This window comes from Aquiflexum balticum DSM 16537 (assembly GCF_900176595.1).
GTDB lineage: Bacteria > Bacteroidota > Bacteroidia > Cytophagales > Cyclobacteriaceae > Aquiflexum > Aquiflexum balticum.
This window is the reverse complement of record NZ_LT838813.1, coordinates 4,865,096-4,885,943: the sequence shown is the minus strand read 5'-3', so window position 1 is coordinate 4,885,943 and position 20,848 is coordinate 4,865,096. Positions and strand designations below refer to the sequence as shown.

At 39.6% G+C, this 20,848-nt stretch carries 23 protein-coding genes; 19 read left to right on the top strand and 4 right to left on the bottom strand.

Translation table 11 applies throughout. The features are described from left to right. Window positions 1–450 precede the first annotated feature (450 nt). The 5 genes from B9A52_RS20690 to B9A52_RS20670 all read left to right on the top strand — a co-directional run bounded on the left by B9A52_RS20690 (window position 451) and on the right by B9A52_RS20670 (window position 5,447). Entirely contained in the window at window positions 451–3,357 is a 2,907-nt protein-coding gene (locus tag B9A52_RS20690; RefSeq protein WP_084122390.1) for a PAS domain S-box protein, read from the top strand. Then, entirely contained in the window at window positions 3,354–3,740 is a 387-nt protein-coding gene (locus tag B9A52_RS20685; protein ID WP_084122388.1) for a response regulator, read from the top strand. The genes B9A52_RS20690 and B9A52_RS20685 overlap by 4 nt, the downstream gene beginning before the upstream one ends. 556 nt (window positions 3,741–4,296) lie before the next feature. Next, window positions 4,297–4,443: a type II toxin-antitoxin system RelE/ParE family toxin gene (locus B9A52_RS26590; RefSeq protein WP_231955345.1), complete on the top strand. Its 147-nt coding sequence runs from the start codon at window positions 4,297–4,299 to the stop codon at window positions 4,441–4,443. A 4-nt stretch (window positions 4,444–4,447) separates the two neighbouring features. Continuing rightward, window positions 4,448–4,732 (top strand): addiction module antidote protein, encoded by a 285-nt coding sequence (locus tag B9A52_RS20675; RefSeq protein ID WP_084122386.1) that lies wholly within the window; start codon window positions 4,448–4,450, stop codon window positions 4,730–4,732. 175 nt (window positions 4,733–4,907) lie between these two features. After that, the gene (locus tag B9A52_RS20670) at window positions 4,908–5,447 is read left to right on the top strand and encodes a dihydrofolate reductase family protein (RefSeq protein WP_084122384.1); all 540 of its coding nucleotides are present in this window, start codon (window positions 4,908–4,910) and stop codon (window positions 5,445–5,447) included. Between the two features lie 487 nt (window positions 5,448–5,934). Here B9A52_RS20670 and B9A52_RS25720 read toward each other — a convergent pair whose 3' ends face one another. The 3 genes from B9A52_RS25720 to B9A52_RS20660 are packed head-to-tail and all read right to left on the bottom strand — an operon-like array spanning window position 5,935 to window position 8,104. Continuing rightward, on the bottom strand, window positions 5,935–6,108 hold the full coding sequence (locus tag B9A52_RS25720; RefSeq protein ID WP_157370051.1) for a hypothetical protein: 174 nt from the start codon (window positions 6,106–6,108) through the stop codon (window positions 5,935–5,937). 14 nt (window positions 6,109–6,122) lie between these two features. Continuing rightward, the gene (locus tag B9A52_RS20665; RefSeq protein ID WP_084119152.1) at window positions 6,123–7,295 is read right to left on the bottom strand and encodes an IS91 family transposase; all 1,173 of its coding nucleotides are present in this window, start codon (window positions 7,293–7,295) and stop codon (window positions 6,123–6,125) included. Further along, window positions 7,295–8,104 (bottom strand): tyrosine-type recombinase/integrase, encoded by an 810-nt coding sequence (locus B9A52_RS20660; RefSeq protein ID WP_084119151.1) that lies wholly within the window; start codon window positions 8,102–8,104, stop codon window positions 7,295–7,297. The genes B9A52_RS20665 and B9A52_RS20660 overlap by 1 nt, the downstream gene beginning before the upstream one ends. 274 nt (window positions 8,105–8,378) lie before the next feature. Here B9A52_RS20660 and B9A52_RS20655 point away from each other — a divergent pair, with 274 nt between their 5' ends. From B9A52_RS20655 to B9A52_RS20630, 7 genes are all read left to right on the top strand, one after another. After that, the gene (locus tag B9A52_RS20655; RefSeq protein ID WP_084119151.1) at window positions 8,379–9,188 is read left to right on the top strand and encodes a tyrosine-type recombinase/integrase; all 810 of its coding nucleotides are present in this window, start codon (window positions 8,379–8,381) and stop codon (window positions 9,186–9,188) included. Then, window positions 9,188–10,360, top strand: a complete 1,173-nt coding sequence (locus B9A52_RS20650; RefSeq protein WP_084119165.1) for an IS91 family transposase — start codon at window positions 9,188–9,190, stop codon at window positions 10,358–10,360. Before B9A52_RS20655 ends, B9A52_RS20650 begins: the two co-directional genes overlap by 1 nt. A 14-nt stretch (window positions 10,361–10,374) precedes the next feature. Continuing rightward, the gene (locus tag B9A52_RS25715) at window positions 10,375–10,548 is read left to right on the top strand and encodes a hypothetical protein (RefSeq protein WP_157370051.1); all 174 of its coding nucleotides are present in this window, start codon (window positions 10,375–10,377) and stop codon (window positions 10,546–10,548) included. Between the two features lie 209 nt (window positions 10,549–10,757). Further along, on the top strand, window positions 10,758–11,597 hold the full coding sequence (locus tag B9A52_RS20645; RefSeq protein WP_084122382.1) for a M50 family metallopeptidase: 840 nt from the start codon (window positions 10,758–10,760) through the stop codon (window positions 11,595–11,597). Window positions 11,598–11,752: 155 nt separating this feature from the next. Continuing rightward, window positions 11,753–12,259 carry a hypothetical protein gene (locus B9A52_RS20640; RefSeq protein WP_084122381.1) on the top strand — a complete coding sequence of 169 codons (507 nt, stop codon included), beginning with the start codon at window positions 11,753–11,755 and terminating at the stop codon, window positions 12,257–12,259. A 219-nt stretch (window positions 12,260–12,478) separates the two neighbouring features. Beyond that, entirely contained in the window at window positions 12,479–13,012 is a 534-nt protein-coding gene (locus tag B9A52_RS20635; RefSeq protein WP_084122379.1) for a dihydrofolate reductase family protein, read from the top strand. A gap of 158 nt (window positions 13,013–13,170) precedes the next feature. Beyond that, window positions 13,171–14,001, top strand: coding sequence for an alpha/beta fold hydrolase (locus tag B9A52_RS20630; RefSeq protein WP_084122377.1), 831 nt, complete (start codon window positions 13,171–13,173; stop codon window positions 13,999–14,001). 69 nt (window positions 14,002–14,070) lie between these two features. On the opposite strand, the gene B9A52_RS26405 is transcribed toward B9A52_RS20630, so the two are convergent. Then, window positions 14,071–14,196 (bottom strand): hypothetical protein, encoded by a 126-nt coding sequence (locus B9A52_RS26405; RefSeq protein WP_262483133.1) that lies wholly within the window; start codon window positions 14,194–14,196, stop codon window positions 14,071–14,073. 523 nt (window positions 14,197–14,719) lie between these two features. Here B9A52_RS26405 and B9A52_RS20625 point away from each other — a divergent pair. The 7 genes from B9A52_RS20625 (at window position 14,720) to B9A52_RS20595 (ending at window position 20,492) form a co-directional block, all read left to right on the top strand. Continuing rightward, window positions 14,720–15,502, top strand: coding sequence for a sce7726 family protein (locus tag B9A52_RS20625; RefSeq protein ID WP_231955344.1), 783 nt, complete (start codon window positions 14,720–14,722; stop codon window positions 15,500–15,502). A 4-nt stretch (window positions 15,503–15,506) separates the two neighbouring features. Then, window positions 15,507–16,454 carry a sce7725 family protein gene (locus B9A52_RS20620; protein ID WP_084122373.1) on the top strand — a complete coding sequence of 316 codons (948 nt, stop codon included), beginning with the start codon at window positions 15,507–15,509 and terminating at the stop codon, window positions 16,452–16,454. A 4-nt stretch (window positions 16,455–16,458) separates the two neighbouring features. Continuing rightward, window positions 16,459–17,490 (top strand): RES domain-containing protein, encoded by a 1,032-nt coding sequence (locus B9A52_RS20615; protein ID WP_084122371.1) that lies wholly within the window; start codon window positions 16,459–16,461, stop codon window positions 17,488–17,490. 369 nt (window positions 17,491–17,859) lie between these two features. Then, window positions 17,860–18,153, top strand: coding sequence for an IS66 family insertion sequence element accessory protein TnpA (gene tnpA, locus B9A52_RS20610; RefSeq protein ID WP_084122369.1), 294 nt, complete (start codon window positions 17,860–17,862; stop codon window positions 18,151–18,153). Further along, window positions 18,153–18,500: an IS66 family insertion sequence element accessory protein TnpB gene (gene tnpB / locus B9A52_RS20605; RefSeq protein WP_084122367.1), complete on the top strand. Its 348-nt coding sequence runs from the start codon at window positions 18,153–18,155 to the stop codon at window positions 18,498–18,500. The genes tnpA and tnpB overlap by 1 nt, the downstream gene beginning before the upstream one ends. Window positions 18,501–18,574: 74 nt before the next feature. After that, entirely contained in the window at window positions 18,575–20,071 is a 1,497-nt protein-coding gene (gene tnpC, locus B9A52_RS20600; RefSeq protein WP_084122365.1) for an IS66 family transposase, read from the top strand. A 160-nt stretch (window positions 20,072–20,231) separates the two neighbouring features. Beyond that, window positions 20,232–20,492, top strand: a complete 261-nt coding sequence (locus tag B9A52_RS20595) for a hypothetical protein (protein ID WP_157370239.1) — start codon at window positions 20,232–20,234, stop codon at window positions 20,490–20,492. The last annotated feature ends 356 nt before the right edge of the window (window positions 20,493–20,848 follow it).

Genomic DNA, 20,848 nt, shown 5'->3' with positions numbered 1-20,848 from the left:
GCCTGACTACCGATTCAGGTAGAGGCGTATAGAATAGTTTCAATGAAGCTATTTAGCGAGTAGCTTGGTTGCAGGGCGGGCAATCAACACCTAGCGCCTACGCCAATCTTCACCCTGGAGGGAATATTCAATAACACCATAATCAATTTTATAAATACCGGATTAAGGGAAAGCCAGGATTACAGTATTTGTTGTTTTTTTTAGAATTTGTTAGATTTATTTTTTAAGATTGAGCGTGGATTCAGCTATCTATTCGAAACTGGCAAATAGAAAACCACTTTAAAATAATTAAATAAGTTGGAATTGGCTTGATACTGAACGCATCATGTACCTAAAGAAAATAGCCGCAAAAGGTGGCAGGTTTTTTGTGAAAAAAACTGATATATGTCATATTTAATGTATATTAACTTTTTAAGTAAGTGATATAAACCCATCGAAAATGCATCCATTTTGAAGAAATCAATCGATTATAGCGGCTTATTTTACCACAACAAACATCCCTCTTGGATTTATGATCTGAAAAATTTTCAAATTGTTGAGGTCAATCAATCTGCTTTGGATCTTTTTGGTTATTCAAGAGAAGAATTCCTTACGCTTACTTTAAATAATCTTACTCCCGAAAAAGAATTTCCTGCATTTCTGAAAGCTACTGCAGCTGTAGACAAAACTGAGGGAAATTTTCACTTTGGGGTATTTACCCATCAAAAAAAGAACGGTGAACTTCTTCTACTGGAAGTTGATGGCTATAAATTGAAATTTGATGACCTTGATAGCGTGCTGTTAACCTGTCAGGACCTAACCCAACATGAAAAGCAATTGGGTTTGTTGAAAGAAAAAAGCAAGCAGCTTGAAGCCATTTCATGTCTTGGGAAAATCGGTTATTGGAGGTTGGAATTAGATGGTAATACCCTGTCATGGACAGATGAGGTTTTCAAAATCTGGGGCAGAAACAAGTCAGATTTTGAGTTGAATTTTGAAAATTTTGAAGAAACAATACACCCTGAAGACCTGGAAGCCTTTCGTGCAGCCCTGAATGCTGCATTTGCAGGAAAGGAAGCACTTGATTTTGAACATAGAATTAACTTACCGGATGGCAGTATTCATTGGGTAAGGCAAAAGGGTGGTTTGCTCAAAAATAATGAAGGCAAACCCTATGCTTTCGAATGTGCTGTACAGGACATCACCCACAAAAAGGAAACAGAATCCCGTTTATTGGAGATCACCGCGGAGCTCCAAGAGAGCGAAAAGCGTTTTAGAGTCGTTCAGGAAATGTCGCCGGACGGCTTTACCATTTTGAAGCCTGTGCGAAACAAAAAAGGTGCTATTGTTGATTTTGAATGGATTTATGAAAACAAGGCGATTGCAAAGATCAATCATACAGATCCGGATGAAGTAATAGGAAAGAGGCTGCTTGAAATGTTTCCTTCTCACCATGATTCGGATGTTTTTAAAGCCTATATAGCCGTAGCGGACATTGGTAAAACCAAGATTTTAGAAGATGTATATGTGGGTGAAATTGTTTCTATAAAGACCTGGCTTCGTCTTGTAATTGTCTCGATCGGTAATGATGAAATTGCCATACTTTCTGAAGACATTACAGTGCGGAAAATGGCTGAAGATTCCTTACAGAAGAGTGAAGCCAATTTCAGATCCATATTTGAGATCGCTTCTCTGGGAATCGCCCAAGTGGATCCGTCAAATGGACGAATTATTTTGATCAATTCCTTTTATGAATCCATTACGGGTTATAATGCCGAGGAACTTCGGAATATGTCATTTTTAGAGCTGACTCACCCTGAAGACAGGGGTAAAGATTGGGAAATATTCAGTAAAGCTGCACGGGGCGAAGCGGAATATAGAAACGAAAAGCGCTATATAAAGAAAGACGGCACCATTATCTGGGTGCGGATTCATCTTGCATTTATCAGGGACGAGAATGGCAAGCCTATAAAAACAGTAGCCATTTGTGAAGATATTACAGAACGCAAAGAGGCAGAGTTTCGCCTGAGGGACCTGGCAGATAATTTACCCGGAGTGGTTTTTCAATACCTCCTGTTTCCGGACGGAACTGATGCCCTGCGCTCTGTAAGCAAAGGTGCCTATCAAATTTGGGGTTACAGCCCTGAGGAAGTAGAACGGGACATCAACCTGGTCTGGAATCAGACCAAATCAGGCGGTGAATTTGAGCGGGTAAAAAAGGATGTCATGGATGCAGTAAAAACCAAATCAAAATGGCTATCCCGATATAAAAGTATTTTGCCAAACGGTGATGTGCGCATTTTTCTGGGCATGGGTTCGCCCAATTTCCTGGCAGATGGCACGGTACTCTTCAACTCTTTTGTTTTGGATATCACTCAGCAAGCAAAAAATGAGGAGCTGCTCTCCGAAGCAACTCAAATGGCAAGGATAGGCAGTTGGGAGGTGAATTTTGCAAATAATAAAATTCTGTGGTCAGACATGACACACGAACTTCACGAAACAGATCCATGCACTTTTATTCCTGATTTGGAGAATACTCTTGCATTCTATCGGGAAGATTTTCGGGATATGGTAAGATACTGCGTTCAGGAATGCCAGAAAACAGGTAAACCTTTCGATTTTGAGGCTGTGATCGTTACCGCTAAAAATAACGAAAGATGGGTGCGGGCCATTGGAAGGGCAGAAATGATAGGCGGACATTGCAGGCGCATTATTGGCAGCTTTCAGGATATCAATGCCTATAAAGCCATTGAAATAGAATTGGCGCAAAGTATAAGGATGCTCCAGGATTATCAATATGCCGTAGACCAATCTGCAAGTTTTACCATTACGGATGCTGAAGGTGTTATTGTAGAAGTCAACGACAATTTCTGTGAACTTTCCCAATATTCCCGTGAAGAGTTGATAGGTACAACCCACCGGTATATAAATTCCAATTATCATTCAGATGAGTTTTTTGATGCTATTTGGAAGACCATCAAATCCGGCAAGATATGGCGGGGTGAAGTGCGGAATCAAAAAAAAGACGGATCTTATTTTTGGGTAGACACCACTATCGTTCCTTTTTTCGATGAAAATAATCATCCGTTTAAATTTCTGGCCTTACGCATAGACATTACGGCGAAAAAAATGGCCGAGGCTCAAATAAAAGAAGCCTATGAAAAGCTCAAAAACATAGCCTGGACCCAATCCCATATTGTCAGGGCACCTTTGGCAAGGATTTTGGGGATCGTCAATTTAATTGAAACCCAGAAAGACAGTCTTGACGACTTAATGTATTGGCTCAATCAATTGAAAACTTCATCCGATGAAATGGATGAAATTGTAAGAAAAATCATTGAGGACGCCCAATTCATCCAACATAATAAACCCAAATGAGTAAAAAAGTATTTTTGATTGATGATGATTGCGTCCTTCGCTTGATTGTTGAGAGGATGATGCGTAGCATTGATAGTTCTTTGGTTTTTATCCCCTGTGAAAATGGCAGAGTTGGCCTGGAGAAATTGAATGACCATTTTGAGCCTGCTGCCGAATGTATTATCCTGTTGGATCTGAATATGCCCATATTAGATGGTTGGGGGTTTTTGGAAGAAATGCAGGCAAGCGAATGGAGCGATTACCCAAATATTACCTTATATATTTTGTCCTCTTCCACAGACAAGAGTGATTTAGAAAGGTCGAGAAAATATTCTATTGTCAAAAAATTTTATCACAAGCCTTTGAGCAACCATGACTTTAATAAAATCTTGGATGCTGAATAGATTGGAAATGAACAGCAATCAAACCTTCCCTGTTTTTGGCGGAAAGTCTGATTCCCTATTGACATGATTTCGGCCAAAAACCGGAGATTTCTTGTGGATCATTTTCCCCGGGTTACGTTCCTTACCCGGGGCTGCCCATATTTGATCCCTATGGGATCATTTTTAATTCAAACCGACAGCCATCAATAATTAGCCAAATAAATCCTCAGCAATACGCCGATTGAAATAATCATCTAATAAAATGAAATCCCAAAAAGTAAAAATAACCTGTTTACGGTATTTTTAGTGGAGGAAGAATTTAGTAGGTTTAAAGAATAAAAGTTACCTCAGGTGTATATACGGAGTAACTTTTTAAATCTAGAAAAAACATATAATTTTGTATCCAAATGAAGACAATTAGGTAGATGTATTTTATTGAAAAGACTGTTGAATTTGACAAATGGTTGAGAAAATTGAAGGATTTAAGAGCAAAAGCGAAAATTTTGTTCAGGATCCAAAAACTTGAAATTGACGAACATTTCGGGGATTGTAAACCAGTTGGGAAGGCATTCATGAATTGAGGATAGACTATGCTAAAGGATATAGAATCTACTTCAAGGAAAGAGAAGGCAAAATCATTATTCTTCTTGTAGGGGGAGAAAAATCAACCCAACAAAAGGATATTGAAAAAGCAAAAGAAATTTGGGAAAGGATAAAAAAATAAAAAAATGGAAACGTCAAAATTTGATATTGCGGATTATTTGGACAGCAAAGAAATGATTGCTGAATATTTGAATTCAGTTTTGGAGGAAGGAGATAATGATGATGTAGTTGTTGCGCTTGGGCACATTGCAAAAGCAATTGGGATGTCCAAAATAGCGGAAGAAACTGGGATGAGTAGGCCAAGTTTGTATAAAGCCCTATCAGCAGGATCAAAGCCCCAATTTGAAACAATTATGAAAGTATTAAAAGCTGTTGGTGGTCAATTAAGAATAAATCCTTTATCCACGTAAAAAAAACGATGCCATAACAACATCACCTTGGATACCGCGGGCGGCTCAGAGGAAATAGAAAGTTTACTATTTTGAAGAAGTTAGGAGTAGGCTGGAAGCGAACGTCTCCGAAAGCCCGTTGTCTCCAAGCTGAATCACGTAGATATTCCTATTGACAAAAAACTCGAAAGAATAAATGAATAAAAAGAATAGCGTATTTATCGCAACAAGTATTGATGGCTATATCGCAGACAAAAATGGTGGAATTGATTGGCTGCACTCCATTCCAAATCCTGACAATGATGATATTGGATACTTGAAATTCTCTAATGGAATTGATGCCCTGGTAATGGGACGCACAACATTTGAAACTGTACTCGGATTTGAGGTCGATTGGCCATATAACAAACCTGTTTTCGTATTGAGTAATAAATTAAAAAAAATACCTTTTTCTCATCAAGACAAAGCCTATCTGGTCAAAGGGACATTGACAGAAATTTTAGACCAAATTCACGAAAAAGGATATAAGAAATTATACATTGACGGTGGTACAACCATCAGGAACTTTCTAAAAGAGGACTTAATAGATGAAATGATCCTTACAACAATTCCTGTCTTATTAGGAGGAGGATCTTCCTTATTTACGGAATTACCAAACGAACTGAAATTTGAGCTTATTGGAACAAAAACTTTTCTGAATCAAATAACACAGAATCATTACAAAAGGAAAAAATGAAATACCAAAATACCAAGACAGGATTTGCATCAGTCGGGGTGTGGCTCGTCCTGAAAAAAGCTTAGTACCCATTTAGCTGAAGATTGAATTTTCGGTTTTGACTGGGTGCGTTTGCAACTCACACTTAGCGTCAGATCAAACCTTCCCTGTTTTTGGCGGAAAGCCTGATTCACTATTGATATTAATTCGGCCAAAAACCGGAGATGTTTTGTGGATCATTTTCCCCGGGTTGCGTTCCTTACCCGGGGATACCCATATTTGATCCCCATGGGATCATTTTTTAATTCAAACCGGCTTTGTATGGGCCTGAAATGTCTTTCTTGAGAAGAGGGGAATTAAAAATTCCAAGAATAAAGAGGTATGGATTAATTCTACACTAAGAGCCAACGTAAAGTGTTTTAGACGCAATCTAGCCAAAAAAATAGCCAAAATAAATTGGCGTTTCAAGATTGCGTTTAAAACATAGTTGGACTAAGCCGTGCTACACCTATGGGTATTTATCTGCTTTGCTTTGAAGGTTTTGTCTGGTTTTGGACCATTGTCCTGAAGTTTTGGACGGATTCCGCTTTTTTACCCGGAAATTTTGTTTGGGACCGGGCATACCTTTCCCTGTAACAGAACCTCTGTTTTGTTTTTCTTTCAGCTTTTCAAAGAACTTCATCCCTGCTTTTTCATTCAGGGACCATTTGCTTTTCCTTCGGGCGTGGCAAAGACCATCCTTCCGTTCTTGCAGCAGCTACACCTGAACATCTCTTCTCCGAAAATCTCCTCCATCACCTCGTAGGTGCTCAGCCCATGGTAAAATGACACCTCCCTTGTTATGTTCAACAGCCTGAAACATTCATTCATTTTGGTGTTGCTGTTGGCCGAGGCCAAGATGCCGTAATAGCGGATTTTGTAGAAGCCTGTTGGCAGTACATGTTGCATAAATCTTCTGACAAACTCGGAACAGGCAAGCAACATGGTTTTGGTTTTGTTGTCCCTGTAATCCTTCCACCTGAATTTTACGGTTTCACCATCTGTATCCAGAATACGGCTGTTGCTGATCGCTACCCTGTGGGTGTACCTGCCAAGGTAGCTGACCACCTGGCCCGCCCCCCTGAAGGTCTTCTTGATATAGACATTCCACATCTTTGCGTAAGATTCCCTTTTCAGACTATTGATATCGGCAAACAGCTCTTTTTGACCTTCGGGTATCCTGAGAAGGTTATCCTCCAGTGCTCCCAGAAGCCTTTCCATGAACAGTCCCCGGAACACAGCCGAAAGGGCCTTTACCGGAACGAAGAACTTTTTGCCGGCATACAGCCACTGCATCCCGTCACTGTCAAGCCCTCCTGCAGGAACCAGCATATGGATGTGGGGGTGGTAGTTCAGGGATTGGCCCCAAGTGTGGAGTACCGACAGACAGCCGCTTTCGACTCCCAGAAATGCCGGGTTCAGGGCAGTCTTCTTTACTGCTTTTGCGGAACATTCAAAGAGCAGGTTGTAACAGAACCTCTGGTTGATGTAGAACAATGGATTGAGAAACTCAGGAACCGTAAACACGGCGTGAAAGTACCTGACAGGCAGAAGCCTGCACTTTAGCTTTTCCACCCACAACTGCTGCTTGATGTACTGGCACTTCGGACAGTGACGGTTCCTGCAGCTGTTATAGCAGACTTTGACCGTACCGCAGGAGTCACAACAGAGACTGTGTGAGCCCATTTGTGATGTCCGGCAATGGAGGATGTCGTTAAAGGCCTTTCTCTGATCAGGGCACAGATGCTTCTGCGACAGGAAGACCTCCTTTTGGGAATCCAGGACTGTTGAGAGTTCGGCCCCACCATTCCTCTTGTTGACAGCATCCATCAAAGCTCATCCAGGGGACTTTTGATCAGGGCCGGATCCAGATTGCAGATATGCAGGTAGACCGTAGTGGTCTTAAGGGATCTGTGTCCCAGGAGTTCCTGGATTATCCTGACATTGGTCCCCTGCTCGAGCAGGTGCGTGGCGAAGGAATGCCGCAGGGTATGGAAAGAGGCATGCTTTGTTATTCCGGCACATTCCATGGCCTTTTTCAGAACAGACTGTGCGCTTTTTTCGCTGTATGGCTTTCCCGGCACCTGCCCTTCAAAGAGATAAGTAACCGGACGGTAGCTTTTGAAGTAATCCCGAAGCTGTACCAGTAACTTATGGGGCAGAAGGGTATACCTGTCCTTGTATCCCTTGCCTCCCCTCACTTTAAGCTGCATCCTGTCACTGTCTATATCGCCGGGCTTGAGACTGATCACCTCACCAAGCCTGAGCCCCGAGGCGTAGGTAAGGGCTATCAGGCAATAGTGCTTTCTGTTCCTGATACTCTTAAGGATAAGCGACACTTCTTCCTTTGAGAATACAACCGGAAGCAGCTTGGGACGTCTTGGCCGTTTGATCCTGATAGTATCCCAATCTCTTTCAAGCACGTCTTTGAAAAGTATTTTAAAGGCACTGATTGTCTGGTTGATGCTTGATACCGAAAGTCCGTCCAAACTGATCCTTTTAAAAAGGTAGTCCTTTAATTCGGGGATACTGATCAGATCCGGACTTTTTCCAAAATGAGCTGATACTACAGATACCAGGCTAAGATAGGTCTTGATGCTTCTGGGAGAATAATGTCTGTAGGACATCTCCTCATACATCCTCTGGCGCAAACTTTTTTTTCCATGATTAAATTAGTTAAAGATTGAACATGGAATAAATTTAATACATATTGTTAAAAATCAGGCCTTTATGATGGAATACAGAAAAACTACCGACGAAGGAGGTTTAGTTCAACGTTGAACTAAACCTCCTTCGTCGGTAGTTTTTCTGTATTCCATCATAAAGGCCTGATTTTTAACAATATGTATTAAATTTATTCCATGTTCAATCTTTAACTAATTTAATCATGGAAAAAAAAGTTTGCGCCAGAGGATGTATGAGGAGATGTCCTACAGACATTATTCTCCCAGAAGCATCAAGACCTATCTTAGCCTGGTATCTGTAGTATCAGCTCATTTTGGAAAAAGTCCGGATCTGATCAGTATCCCCGAATTAAAGGACTACCTTTTTAAAAGGATCAGTTTGGACGGACTTTCGGTATCAAGCATCAACCAGACAATCAGTGCCTTTAAAATACTTTTCAAAGACGTGCTTGAAAGAGATTGGGATACTATCAGGATCAAACGGCCAAGACGTCCCAAGCTGCTTCCGGTTGTATTCTCAAAGGAAGAAGTGTCGCTTATCCTTAAGAGTATCAGGAACAGAAAGCACTATTGCCTGATAGCCCTTACCTACGCCTCGGGGCTCAGGCTTGGTGAGGTGATCAGTCTCAAGCCCGGCGATATAGACAGTGACAGGATGCAGCTTAAAGTGAGGGGAGGCAAGGGATACAAGGACAGGTATACCCTTCTGCCCCATAAGTTACTGGTACAGCTTCGGGATTACTTCAAAAGCTACCGTCCGGTTACTTATCTCTTTGAAGGGCAGGTGCCGGGAAAGCCATACAGCGAAAAAAGCGCACAGTCTGTTCTGAAAAAGGCCATGGAATGTGCCGGAATAACAAAGCATGCCTCTTTCCATACCCTGCGGCATTCCTTCGCCACGCACCTGCTCGAGCAGGGGACCAATGTCAGGATAATCCAGGAACTCCTGGGACACAGATCCCTTAAGACCACTACGGTCTACCTGCATATCTGCAATCTGGATCCGGCCCTGATCAAAAGTCCCCTGGATGAGCTTTGATGGATGCTGTCAACAAGAGGAATGGTGGGGCCGAACTCTCAACAGTCCTGGATTCCCAAAAGGAGGTCTTCCTGTCGCAGAAGCATCTGTGCCCTGATCAGAGAAAGGCCTTTAACGACATCCTCCATTGCCGGACATCACAAATGGGCTCACACAGTCTCTGTTGTGACTCCTGCGGTACGGTCAAAGTCTGCTATAACAGCTGCAGGAACCGTCACTGTCCGAAGTGCCAGTACATCAAGCAGCAGTTGTGGGTGGAAAAGCTAAAGTGCAGGCTTCTGCCTGTCAGGTACTTTCACGCCGTGTTTACGGTTCCTGAGTTTCTCAATCCATTGTTCTACATCAACCAGAGGTTCTGTTACAACCTGCTCTTTGAATGTTCCGCAAAAGCAGTAAAGAAGACTGCCCTGAACCCGGCATTTCTGGGAGTCGAAAGCGGCTGTCTGTCGGTACTCCACACTTGGGGCCAATCCCTGAACTACCACCCCCACATCCATATGCTGGTTCCTGCAGGAGGCCTTGACAGTGACGGGATGCAGTGGCTGTATGCCGGCAAAAAGTTCTTCGTTCCGGTAAAGGCCCTTTCGGCTGTGTTCCGGGGACTGTTCATGGAAAGGCTTCTGGGAGCACTGGAGGATAACCTTCTCAGGATACCCGGAGGTCAAAAAGAGCTGTTTGCCGATATCAATAGTCTGAAAAGGGAATCTTACGCAAAGATGTGGAATGTCTATATCAAGAAGACCTTCAGGGGGGCGGGCCAGGTGGTCAGCTACCTTGGCAGGTACACCCACAGGGTAGCGATCAGCAACAGCCGTATTCTGGATACAGATGGTGAAACCGTAAAATTCAGGTGGAAGGATTACAGGGACAACAAAACCAAAACCATGTTGCTTGCCTGTTCCGAGTTTGTCAGAAGATTTATGCAACATGTACTGCCAACAGGCTTCTACAAAATCCGCTATTACGGCATCTTGGCCTCGGCCAACAGCAACACCAAAATGAATGAATGTTTCAGGCTGTTGAACATAACAAGGGAGGTGTCATTTTACCATGGGCTGAGCACCTACGAGGTGATGGAGGAGATTTTCGGAGAAGAGATGTTCAGGTGTAGCTGCTGCAAGAACGGAAGGATGGTCTTTGCCACGCCCGAAGGAAAAGCAAATGGTCCCTGAATGAAAAAGCAGGGATGAAGTTCTTTGAAAAGCTGAAAGAAAAACAAAACAGAGGTTCTGTTACAGGGAAAGGTATGCCCGGTCCCAAACAAAATTTCCGGGTAAAAAAGCGGAATCCGTCCAAAACTTCAGGACAATGGTCCAAAACCAGACAAAACCTTCAAAGCAAAGCAGATAAATACCCATAGGTGTAGCACGGCTTAGTCCAACTATGTTTTAAACGCAATCTTGAAACGCCAATTTATTTTGGCTATTTTTTTGGCTAGATTGCGTCTAAAACACTTTACGTTAATGCAATCTTGAAAAGGCAATTTAATTAGGACACTTTTTTGGCTAGATTTGGTCTAAAAGACTTTGGGGGCACTTATCAGTTGATAAACGATTACCAATAAACAAAATGAGAAAAAATTTGATTTCGGGACTTTTGGGAGCATTGCTAAGTGTAGGGGTTTTTGCATTTGCATATTTCTTTTTGGACCAAACACATATTGACAAGTTTCTACTAGGAAATAAAATTGAAGCAATCATTTATTTTCCAATGCTGATAATTGCACCATTATCTGCACTCTTCATGCACGAATTGGGGCATTTACTGACAGGGCTTGCATTGGGACAAAAACTTAAACTTTTTGTAGTGGCATTTTTCGGGATTAAAGATGAAGACGGAAGGACAAAGGTTTTTTTCAACAAAAATCTTTCATATTTCGGTGGTATTGCCGCAACTGTACCTAAAACTGAAAAGGACATTAATCCCAACTCATTTTCAAAAATTCTTTTAGCCGGACCACTCTTTTCTTTTGTGTATTTTATTGTTTGTTTATTGGTATTCTTTCAATTTGACAGTTATCTAAACTCATTTTTTGCAATAGCTGCATTGACATCCTTTGGATTGTTCCTTGCAACAACACTTCCTGAAAAGTCAGGTATTATGTTCACGGACAGAAAAAGATTTCAGAGACTAAATTCAAAAGGTATTGCACAAGAATCAGAAACAGCCATGTACGAGTTACTTTCTAAAAGTATCATTGACAACTCATTTAAGAACATTGATATACAGAAGACAGCTATAATGGACAAAGACAATAACCTGACTACAAAATTTTGGGCTGCATATTTGAGATTTATGTATTTCAGGGAGAATGGACTTACTGAACAAGAAATCGAAGCATTGCAAAAACTTACTACATTTAAAAGCGAAATACCGAAAAGCATTTGGAACACACTAAAAATAGACTAACTGCCATTAAAAATACGGGTTTTGCATCAGTCGGGGTGTGTCTCGTCCTGAAACAAGTTTAGTGCTCCTAAATCCGGCACTTGTCAAGCGCAAAACCTTGTAGGCAAGGCTTGGTGACATTTCTCAAAATAGATATTGACTAAAATTATTACACCATGAAATTTCGACTCTTATTATTAACAGCACTTTTGACGACTAGTCAATGGACACAAGTGTTTTCGCAAGAAATGAAGTTCGCAGGAACTCATCCACCCAACCAAGAGGTAATCAGACTTCTTGAAAGAGAAAGTGAGATATTCGACCAAGTGAGAGATGTCAAAAAGAGAGATAGTTTAAGACAACAGATAACCTCAAAAGGATTCTTTTATCACGGGATTGACGGCAAACCTATAGATCTTGACGGGCTTACCAAACGACAGACCAATAATGAGTTTCAATTTTTGGAATCTAAAATTCTCTCTGAGACACTATATCAATATGAGACCACTGCAATTCTTGTTCTCATGGAATGGCAGAAGGTGAGGGACAAAGGAGAGATACATGAAAACTATAATTCTGTACTCATTGTAATGGGACTGGAGAATGGAGAGTGGAAAATACAAGCCGACATCGTCGGTAGGAACCCAAAACTGAGTGAAGAAGAAAAGAAATTATTCAAATAATAAGCTTGATTAGGCTAGGCCGGACAGCCGGTTCGACCTGGGCTTCAACTGCGACAAGGTTTCGTTAGCCTACACCTGGCGCCAACGCCAATCTTCACCCAGGGGAAAGAAAAACCAGACTGATCTATTTATATTTAATAAATCTGTGAGGGAAATCCAGATAGATTAATAAGTTAGTGGCTAATACATAAAAGACATTTAACTAAAGAGACAGGATTTATGAAAAAGATAATTTATTATGTAGCGAGTTCCTTAGACGGATATATTGCAGGAAAAAATGACGATATAAGCAAGTTCATTTTGCAAGGTGAAGGAGTTGAAAAATATCAATCTGACCTTGCTAATTTCGGAACAGTAATTATGGGACGGAAAACATATGAATTCGGCTTTCAATATGGACTCGAACCAGGGCAGCCTGCGTATCCAAATATGGAACACCACATTTTTTCGAATTCACTAAAAATTGATAACTTATCAGAATCCGTTAAAATCGAAAAGTTGAGTATAGACAAAGTGAATGAAATAAGAAAAAACGCTAAAACAGATATTTACCTATGTGGTGGCGGACAGTTTGCTGGATGGTTATTAGAAAATGGACTAATTGACCAATTGAAACTCAAATTGAACCCTATTGTACTTGGATATGGTACAAAACTATTTGGTTCTTCAACCGCAAGTGGAAGTTGGGAACTAATTGATAAAGAATCATTTTCGGATGGACTTCAAATTTTAACTTACGACAGGAAAGATTAGTAAAAGCACTAGCCACAAAAACACCTACCCAAAAGTGGAGGTTCAGTGGTTAAATCAAGTTTTGTAATTCCATCATAGTTTGTGCTAGGTTGACAGTGAATCTCTTCCAGATACCTATCTTCGGGTCGCTTAGAACCGTTGGGGGAAGCTTAAAAATCATGAAGACACAAATAATCAATACCAAAAAGGGGACAATAGAATTTAGCAGGGTTGGAACAGGTATTCCTATACTTTTTATTCACGGTGGGCACAGCAGTTGCAACGAAGTTCTTTTTCATAAAGGTTTTGACACCAATCGATTTTGCCTGATTACACCTTCGAGACCAGGTTATGGAAATACACCGCTTTCCCAAAATGTTTCACCTAAGCAGACAGCAGCGTTGTTCGTTGCGATGCTTGATGAACTAAAGCTAAAATCAGTAATTGTAATTGGGATTTCTGCTGGCGGACTAAGTGCTATTGAATTAGCGTCAAATTTTCCTGCCCGAGTAACCAAACTTATTTTGATTTCTGCTGTGACAAAAAAATGGATGACAGCAAAAGACAAAACTTATATCAAAGCAAAAAAAATATTCGCACCTAAAATTGAAAAATTCAGCTGGGCACTTTTCCGCTTTTTTTATTTATTGTTTCCAAATTTAATGGCCAAGACCATGTTGAAAGAGCTTTCCAATTCTCAATCAATTGATCTGGCTAAAGCCGAAGTAGCGGAGCTCTTTGAAATGATAAAACTCCAGCGGTCAAAAAATGGTTTTGTAAATGACTTAGACCAAGATATTGATCAAAATGTAATCAATGGAATAGCCTGTCCGACACTTATATTACATAGTTCAAATGACAATGCAGTCAACCTTGAACATGCTGAATATGCTCACTCAAAAATCAAAAACTCAATTTTAGAAATTTACGATAACAAGTGGGGACATTTACTTTGGCTCGGACAAGAGAGTTATACTCCGATTAAAGATACCTTGAAATTTATTGAATAGAAAAGTAATTTTTTGACTGCGCTTTAAATTTGACAAAGTAGGGCTAAAGCAATTTTATCAAAATACAGTTCAGAGGGGTACTTCAAAAGTAAGGGCAATCACATAAGGCGCCAAAATACTTTGCACCTGCTGAAGTGCGGCTTTGGCAGCCGCGAGATCCGCTTCAGGGATCTCAATCGAGATTCGATTTTCCATAAAAATTAGGGTTATAATAAAACAAATAAACGAACAGTAAAAAACTGTAATAAAAGTTAGTGAAAGGAAAATGAAAAAACAATCTTTAGTATTCATTTTTTAGGTAAAAAGTTTTTTACCCACCCAGGATTAAAAGTAGGCCATCAATAATCAGCCAAATAAATCCTCAGCAATACGCCAATAGAAATAATCATTCAATAAAATGAAATCCCGAATAGTAAAAATACCCTGTTTACGGTATTTTTTGTGGAGGAAGAATTTGTTAGGTTTAGAGAATGAAAGTTACCTCAGGTGTTTCTATTTGACTTCGCAGAAGGAAAAGAGTAAACCTTTAGGTTATAAATAATCAAGTTACCGCCGATGCTGAAAACCGATTACCGCATTAAAATGACACAATAAAGAATAGAATATCGTAAATTTGAACTGAAATAATTATTAAGAATCAGTAATGAAATATCATAGTAACCAGTTACGCGACTATTCATCCTTGTTCTCTCGGACTGAGGTGCTTTCTTGGTTAAAAATGGACTTTACCTCAATTAATTATAAGATTGATAGATATGATGAAAATTGGATAAAATCTGAAAATTCAACCTATTTAGACTATTTAAAGTATGTTTATTCAGTTTTGGTGTTTAATTATCAAAATGAATATGTTTTTAAAAATGAATTTTTAAATAAATGGCTGATTTCAGAACTTGGCGAGACAAATTCTAAAATATTCAGCGAATTTAGAGTAGGTAATTCTATTGCTGATTTAGCAATGTTTAATGGTTGTTCAAAGATTTTTGAGATTAAGACAGAACTTGATTCGGATGCTCGATTAAGCTTACAACTTACAAACTATAGAAAAGCATTCAATGAAATTTACATCATAATACCCAAGTCAAAATTGAGCAGCTATAGTAAATACGATAAAACTGTTGGTCTTATCACATATGATTCAAATAGTGAAAATACATTCACTCTGTTGCGTAATGCAAAAACAAATTTTGATATTGAGCCATCCACTATTATGACAATCTTACATTCCAAAGAATATAAGTCTATAGTAAAGAAGCATTACGGTTATCTTCCCAATATGACAAGTTTTAGCCAGTATAATCTTTGTAGTGATTTGATTATTAAAATACCTAAAGAAAAATTGAATAAACTTTTCATTACCGAAATTAAAAAAAGAGGCATTAATAATGCTTTGTCTTCAAGATATTACAAAGAGTTTAATCAATTATTTTTGGCTCTAAAAATGAATCGCGACTCAAAAAACAAAATGATTGACATTCTAAAAACACCAATTCAACTTTAACATTATGTACTATCCATTTTTAAGGGCAAGACAATTCGAACTGATAGCTCTAAGAGAGTTGGCATCTGAAGAAGCAACGCAAGGTGTTATTGTTCCAATTTTGGAACCAGTCAAAGAAACCCATACCAATTTGACTCTAGCGAATAAAATTTTTCTTGAAAAAGGTCAAATAGCATACATTATTGTCAATCCAATGATTGGAGAACTTGCGGGAGATAGTAATTTTTATCTTGATTATTTAAATTCATTAGAAAGCAATGCTTTTAAACCTGCTTTTCACTACAGAAATAGTCCAGAGAATAATTCAAATTATATCCATGAAAGCATTATTAATTACAATCTTAGTGATTGTATGCTAATCTGTCAAAATGACATTCAAGATACTGATGAAAATTTTCGAATACTAGCAGAATCAGTTGGTATTACATCTTTTAACGTAGTAGATCCGGGTAGAAATAGATCTTTCAATAGATATATTAGTAGCTTAAATAAAATTTATATTCGTTTAGACGATTTATTCGAAAAACAAGCAAGAAACAGTGATTTTCTTGATATAAGCGAACATAGGTTTTCCGAAGAGCATCTTTATTTTGACGGAGAAGGATATCAAGGATTTTCTGATTATACAGTTTTACCAAGCGAATTCATTGATGGAGGAAGCACACCAAGAGCTGTTGTAATTCATTTGACTTATTTAAATGGAGAAAATCAAATTTGGATAAGACATTTTACTTCTGATACCAATGATTCAATTGCCAATGTTCAAGGTAAATTTGCAGAAGCAGCAACAAAGGCTGTTAATTATTGCAGGCAAAATGGTCTTACAAATTCCGCAATAACTGAATTAGAATCATATTTTGACAACGAACATTATCCAGGATTGGGAACAGTAAAAAAAATATCTATCAAGAATCATTTATTGGTTCTAAGTCATTTTTTAAGAAATAGATAGTTTTATGAAGGTTTGTACAAGTTGTTTTTCTGACAAAGAGCTTAAAGGATTTATCAGTTCTTCTAATGAAATCGGAGATTGTGATATTTGCGAGTCAAATAGTCAGCCACTTTTAAGTGTTTCAGAACTATTTGATTTTTTCCAGGAGTTGTTGAACAACTTTAAGGTTTTTGAAAATGGAATGCCATTAAGCTCAAAAATTCAATCGAATTGGAGTTTTTTTAGTTCACATGCTGTTGCCAATAAAATTTTGAACTATGTATTGCCAAATTTACTGACTGAGATAACTTCCTCAAACATAAATGTTGAATACACTGATGATATTATTGAAAATTACAATCATTGGGAAGTTCTAAAAGAAGAGTTGAAGTGGAAAAATAGATTTGTAATTGATATTAAGCGATTAACAGAAGAGGAATTTGGTTGGGATGAATTCTTCAATACCCAATTCAAATTGGATAAAGATGTTGAGCTTTTTCGAGCTAGACTTCATCATAAAAGCGGAATGGAGGCTTATCAACCTTACGATATGTATTGTCCTAAAAAAGAGTTAGCTAGTGGAGGAAGAGCTAATCCATCTGGGATTCCATTTTTATATTTAAGCGATAATCCAGAAACTGTACTTTATGAAGTCAGAGCATCATATTTAGATGAGTTAAGCGTAGGGACATTTCAATTAAAATCTGAAAATGAACCAATAAAATTAGTTGATTTTACGGAAGACACCTTTCTTTTTCAACCAAATTCTAGTTCAATAAACAAAACTATAAAAGGAAAATTACTGAGACAAAAAATTAGCAGTGATTTATCAAAGCCAATGCGGAGATACGATAGTGAATTAGAATATATACCTACTCAATTCATATGTGAGTTTATTAAAGTATTCACAGGAGCATTAGGTATTCGTTTTAATAGTTCACTTCATCCAAAAGGTAACAATATAGTTCTGTTCGACAAAGATTTAATGACTTGTATAGGGGTGAAAAAGGTAAAAATAAATTCCGTCAATTTACAAGGATTAGAGATAAAGCACTAGGCGGTAACAGCGTGTATGAGGCAATAGCGGATGAAGTTGTAAATCAAAGGTCTGTGCATTTAATGAATTTTTGTAGTGGTGGACAGGTAATCGCCTTGAAATCCGCTACTTCTCTTATTTTTGACCTTTAAAAGGAAAATAGGTTCTATCTAAATCCTTTCAAGTTTAAAATGATTTTTTTGATTATTAAATGGATAGTGATAGTTTTAAACAATTGAAATAAACCAAAAAAATGTTCGAACAGACTTTTAAAAATATTGACGATATACTGCACAAGGATGCGGGTTGTGGGAGTGAATTGGATTATGTGGGTATCCATCCGATAAACCCCATATTTCCAGGCCGGTGATTACTTCGTAAAGTTGCATCATGAAAAAGATCAACAATGATGAGTATTATGACCTGTTCAGCAGGTGGCAGGTTTCAGGAAAGAGTAAAGCTTCATTTGCAGAGGAAGAAGGTATCTCAAGAACGGCATTTTATTATTGGTGCAGGAAGTTTGACATGAAACAGCCTTCACTGAACGGTGAATCCTCTTTTTCACTGGTGTTTCCAAATCCCGGTCTTCAAAAAGATCCTGTCATCAAGATCAATTATCCATCTGGTATAAGTATTGAGTTCTTCGGAAAAGTAGACAGTGATACTGTCAAAAAGCTTCTCTGATGCTTGCCCTGTCAAGTTCGGCCAGGTATTTCATGTACAAAGAACCTACCGACATGCGCTTTGGCATCAACTCACTGTCAGGCCTTGTCCGAAACAAGCTTGGCTTTGATCCCATGAACGGGGATGTTTTTGTGTTCATCGGCAAGCGTTCTGACCAGATCCGTATGCTTCAATGGGATGGGGACGGTTTTGCCATGTATGTCAAAAAGCTCGAAAGGGGGACTTTTGAACGTCCTGTGCTTGCCGGTAACGGGATTACAAGCAGTCAACTGAGCCTGCTCTTACAGGGGGTAAGGCTTGAATCGGTGAGTTACAGAGACCGCTACACCTCCCTGAAAAGAGTGTGAAAAATGATGCGGTTTTTGGTATAAAAACAGCTTCTAAACCTATTTAAACCCACTTTTTATGCTATCTTTATGTCATGGAAAACGGGGAAAAAGACTACAAAAAACTGTACGAAGAAGCCCTGTTGACCTTATCGGAGAAAGAAGAGATAATCTCGGATCAGCAGTTCGAACTCGATAAACTCCGCAGACATCTTTTTGGATTCAGGAGTGAGAAACGTACGAACAATGTAGGGGATGACCAGTTGGGACTTTTTGAACTTGGCACCACAAAATCAGTACAGGAAGAACTTTCCGGATCAATAACCTTGGCTGAAAAGCCAGCTGCAAAGAAAAGAGCCAAAGGTACGGGACGTATGAGCCTTCCCGAAGAACTCAGAAGGGAAGAAGTGGTGATCGAACCATCAGAATCCACCGAAGGCTGCACAAGGATCGGCGAAGAGGTCACAGAAGTTCTCGAAGTTGTGCCTGCATCATTCTATGTCAAGCGGTATGTCCGCCCAAAGTATGCAAGACCGAACGGTGAAGGCATCATTATCGGGACGCTTCCTGACAGGGTGATAGAAAAAGGCATTCCCTCCGAATCGGTAATTGCCCAAATGACCGTTGATAAATATGTTTATGGGATGCCGCTCCACAGACAGATCGACAAGTACACCAAGATGGGGGTACGTATCCCTGCTTCAAGCGCATCTGACTGGATCATGAGAGGCTGGGACCATCTCAGACCGCTCTGGGAGCTGCTACGGCTGATAGTGGTCAGCCAAAAATATCTCCAGGTCGATGAAACACCGATAAAGGTTCTGGACAGAGACCATAAAAACGGTATCCACCAGGGTTACATGTGGCTGTACCATGCCCCGGTGAACAGGCTTGTGCTGTTCGATTACAGAAAAGGAAGGGATCAGTCAGGTCCCAAAGAAATGCTTGCGGACTTTAGAGGCATCATCCAGACGGATGGTTATACAGTCTATGATTCTCTTTATGGGAACCATCCGGATATCCATCTGACTTTCTGTATGGCGCACGCCAGACGGAAGTTTGTGGATGCTGTAAAGGATGATGAAGAACATGCCAACTACGTGCTGGACGAAATCGGAAAGCTCTACCTTCTGGAAGCAAAGATGCGGGATGAAGGAATAGATTGGCAGCAGCGGACAGCGTTGAGAAAGGAACATGCGGAATCTGTTCTGGAAAATCTCGGAAGATGGCTGGAAGAAAAACAGTACAGCTACAGGCCCAAAAGCCCGATGGGTCAGGCCATAGCATATGCCAACAAAAGATGGGCAGGACTGAGCGCTTACGTGCTGCACGGACGTATGGAAATCGATAACAACCTTGTGGAAAATGCAGTGAGACCACTGGCAGTAGGCAGAAAAGCATATCTGTTTACCGGATCACACCAGGCAGCAGAAATGACCGCTGCCATGTACTCCTTCATGGCAAGCTGCAAAAAGAATAAAATCAACGAGTTTGATTGGCTCAAGGATGTCTTCGAAAGAATCCAATCCCATAAGCAAAAAGATCTTTATCAACTACTGCCATCAAACTGGGAAGAATACCGACCTAAATAAAATTCATGATTATAACCCGACGGGTTTTGTCGGATGGATACTTATGTGGAGCAGACTGTTCATAGAATTCCAGGAACATCTTTACAATCAGAAAGCAGCTTAAAATCAGGGCGGCTAAGTCCAGCACCTTTGGCTTAAAGGGTTGGACAAAATGATTTATTTGGCTAAAGCCCTTGTAGAATCGGGCTGTTTTGGAACCGTCCAGCTAAAGCAGGACGCAATTGATGGAAGTCAGATAGCTGAAGCCTCATCCCTAACCATTCGAGGACTGAAGTTTTCCCAGACTTTAAGCAATCAAACCTTCCTTGTTTTTGGCGGAAAGTCTGATTCACTATTGACATTATTTCGGCCAAAAACCGGAGATGTTTTGTGGATCATTTTCCCCGGGTTGCGTTCCTTACCCGGAGCTACCCATATTTGATCCCTATGGGATCATTTTTTAATTTAAATGGGCTGCTACCAATAATTAGCCAAATAAATCCGCAGCAATACGCCGATAGAAATAATCATTCAATAAAATGAAACCTCAAATAATAAAAACATCCTTTTTAGGGTATTTTTAGTGGAGAAAGAATTTAGTAGGTTAAAGAGATAAAACTTACCTTAGGTGTATCTATTGGACTACTCCGAAGGAAATAAATAAACCTTTGGGTTATGAATAAACAAATTAGGTGCAAGCATAACAGACTACACAACAATAATCGAAAGGCAGAATTATCTTAGTAACTTACTTTTGAAAGAGACTTGTTAAAGCCGGACATATATTAATTTAATAGA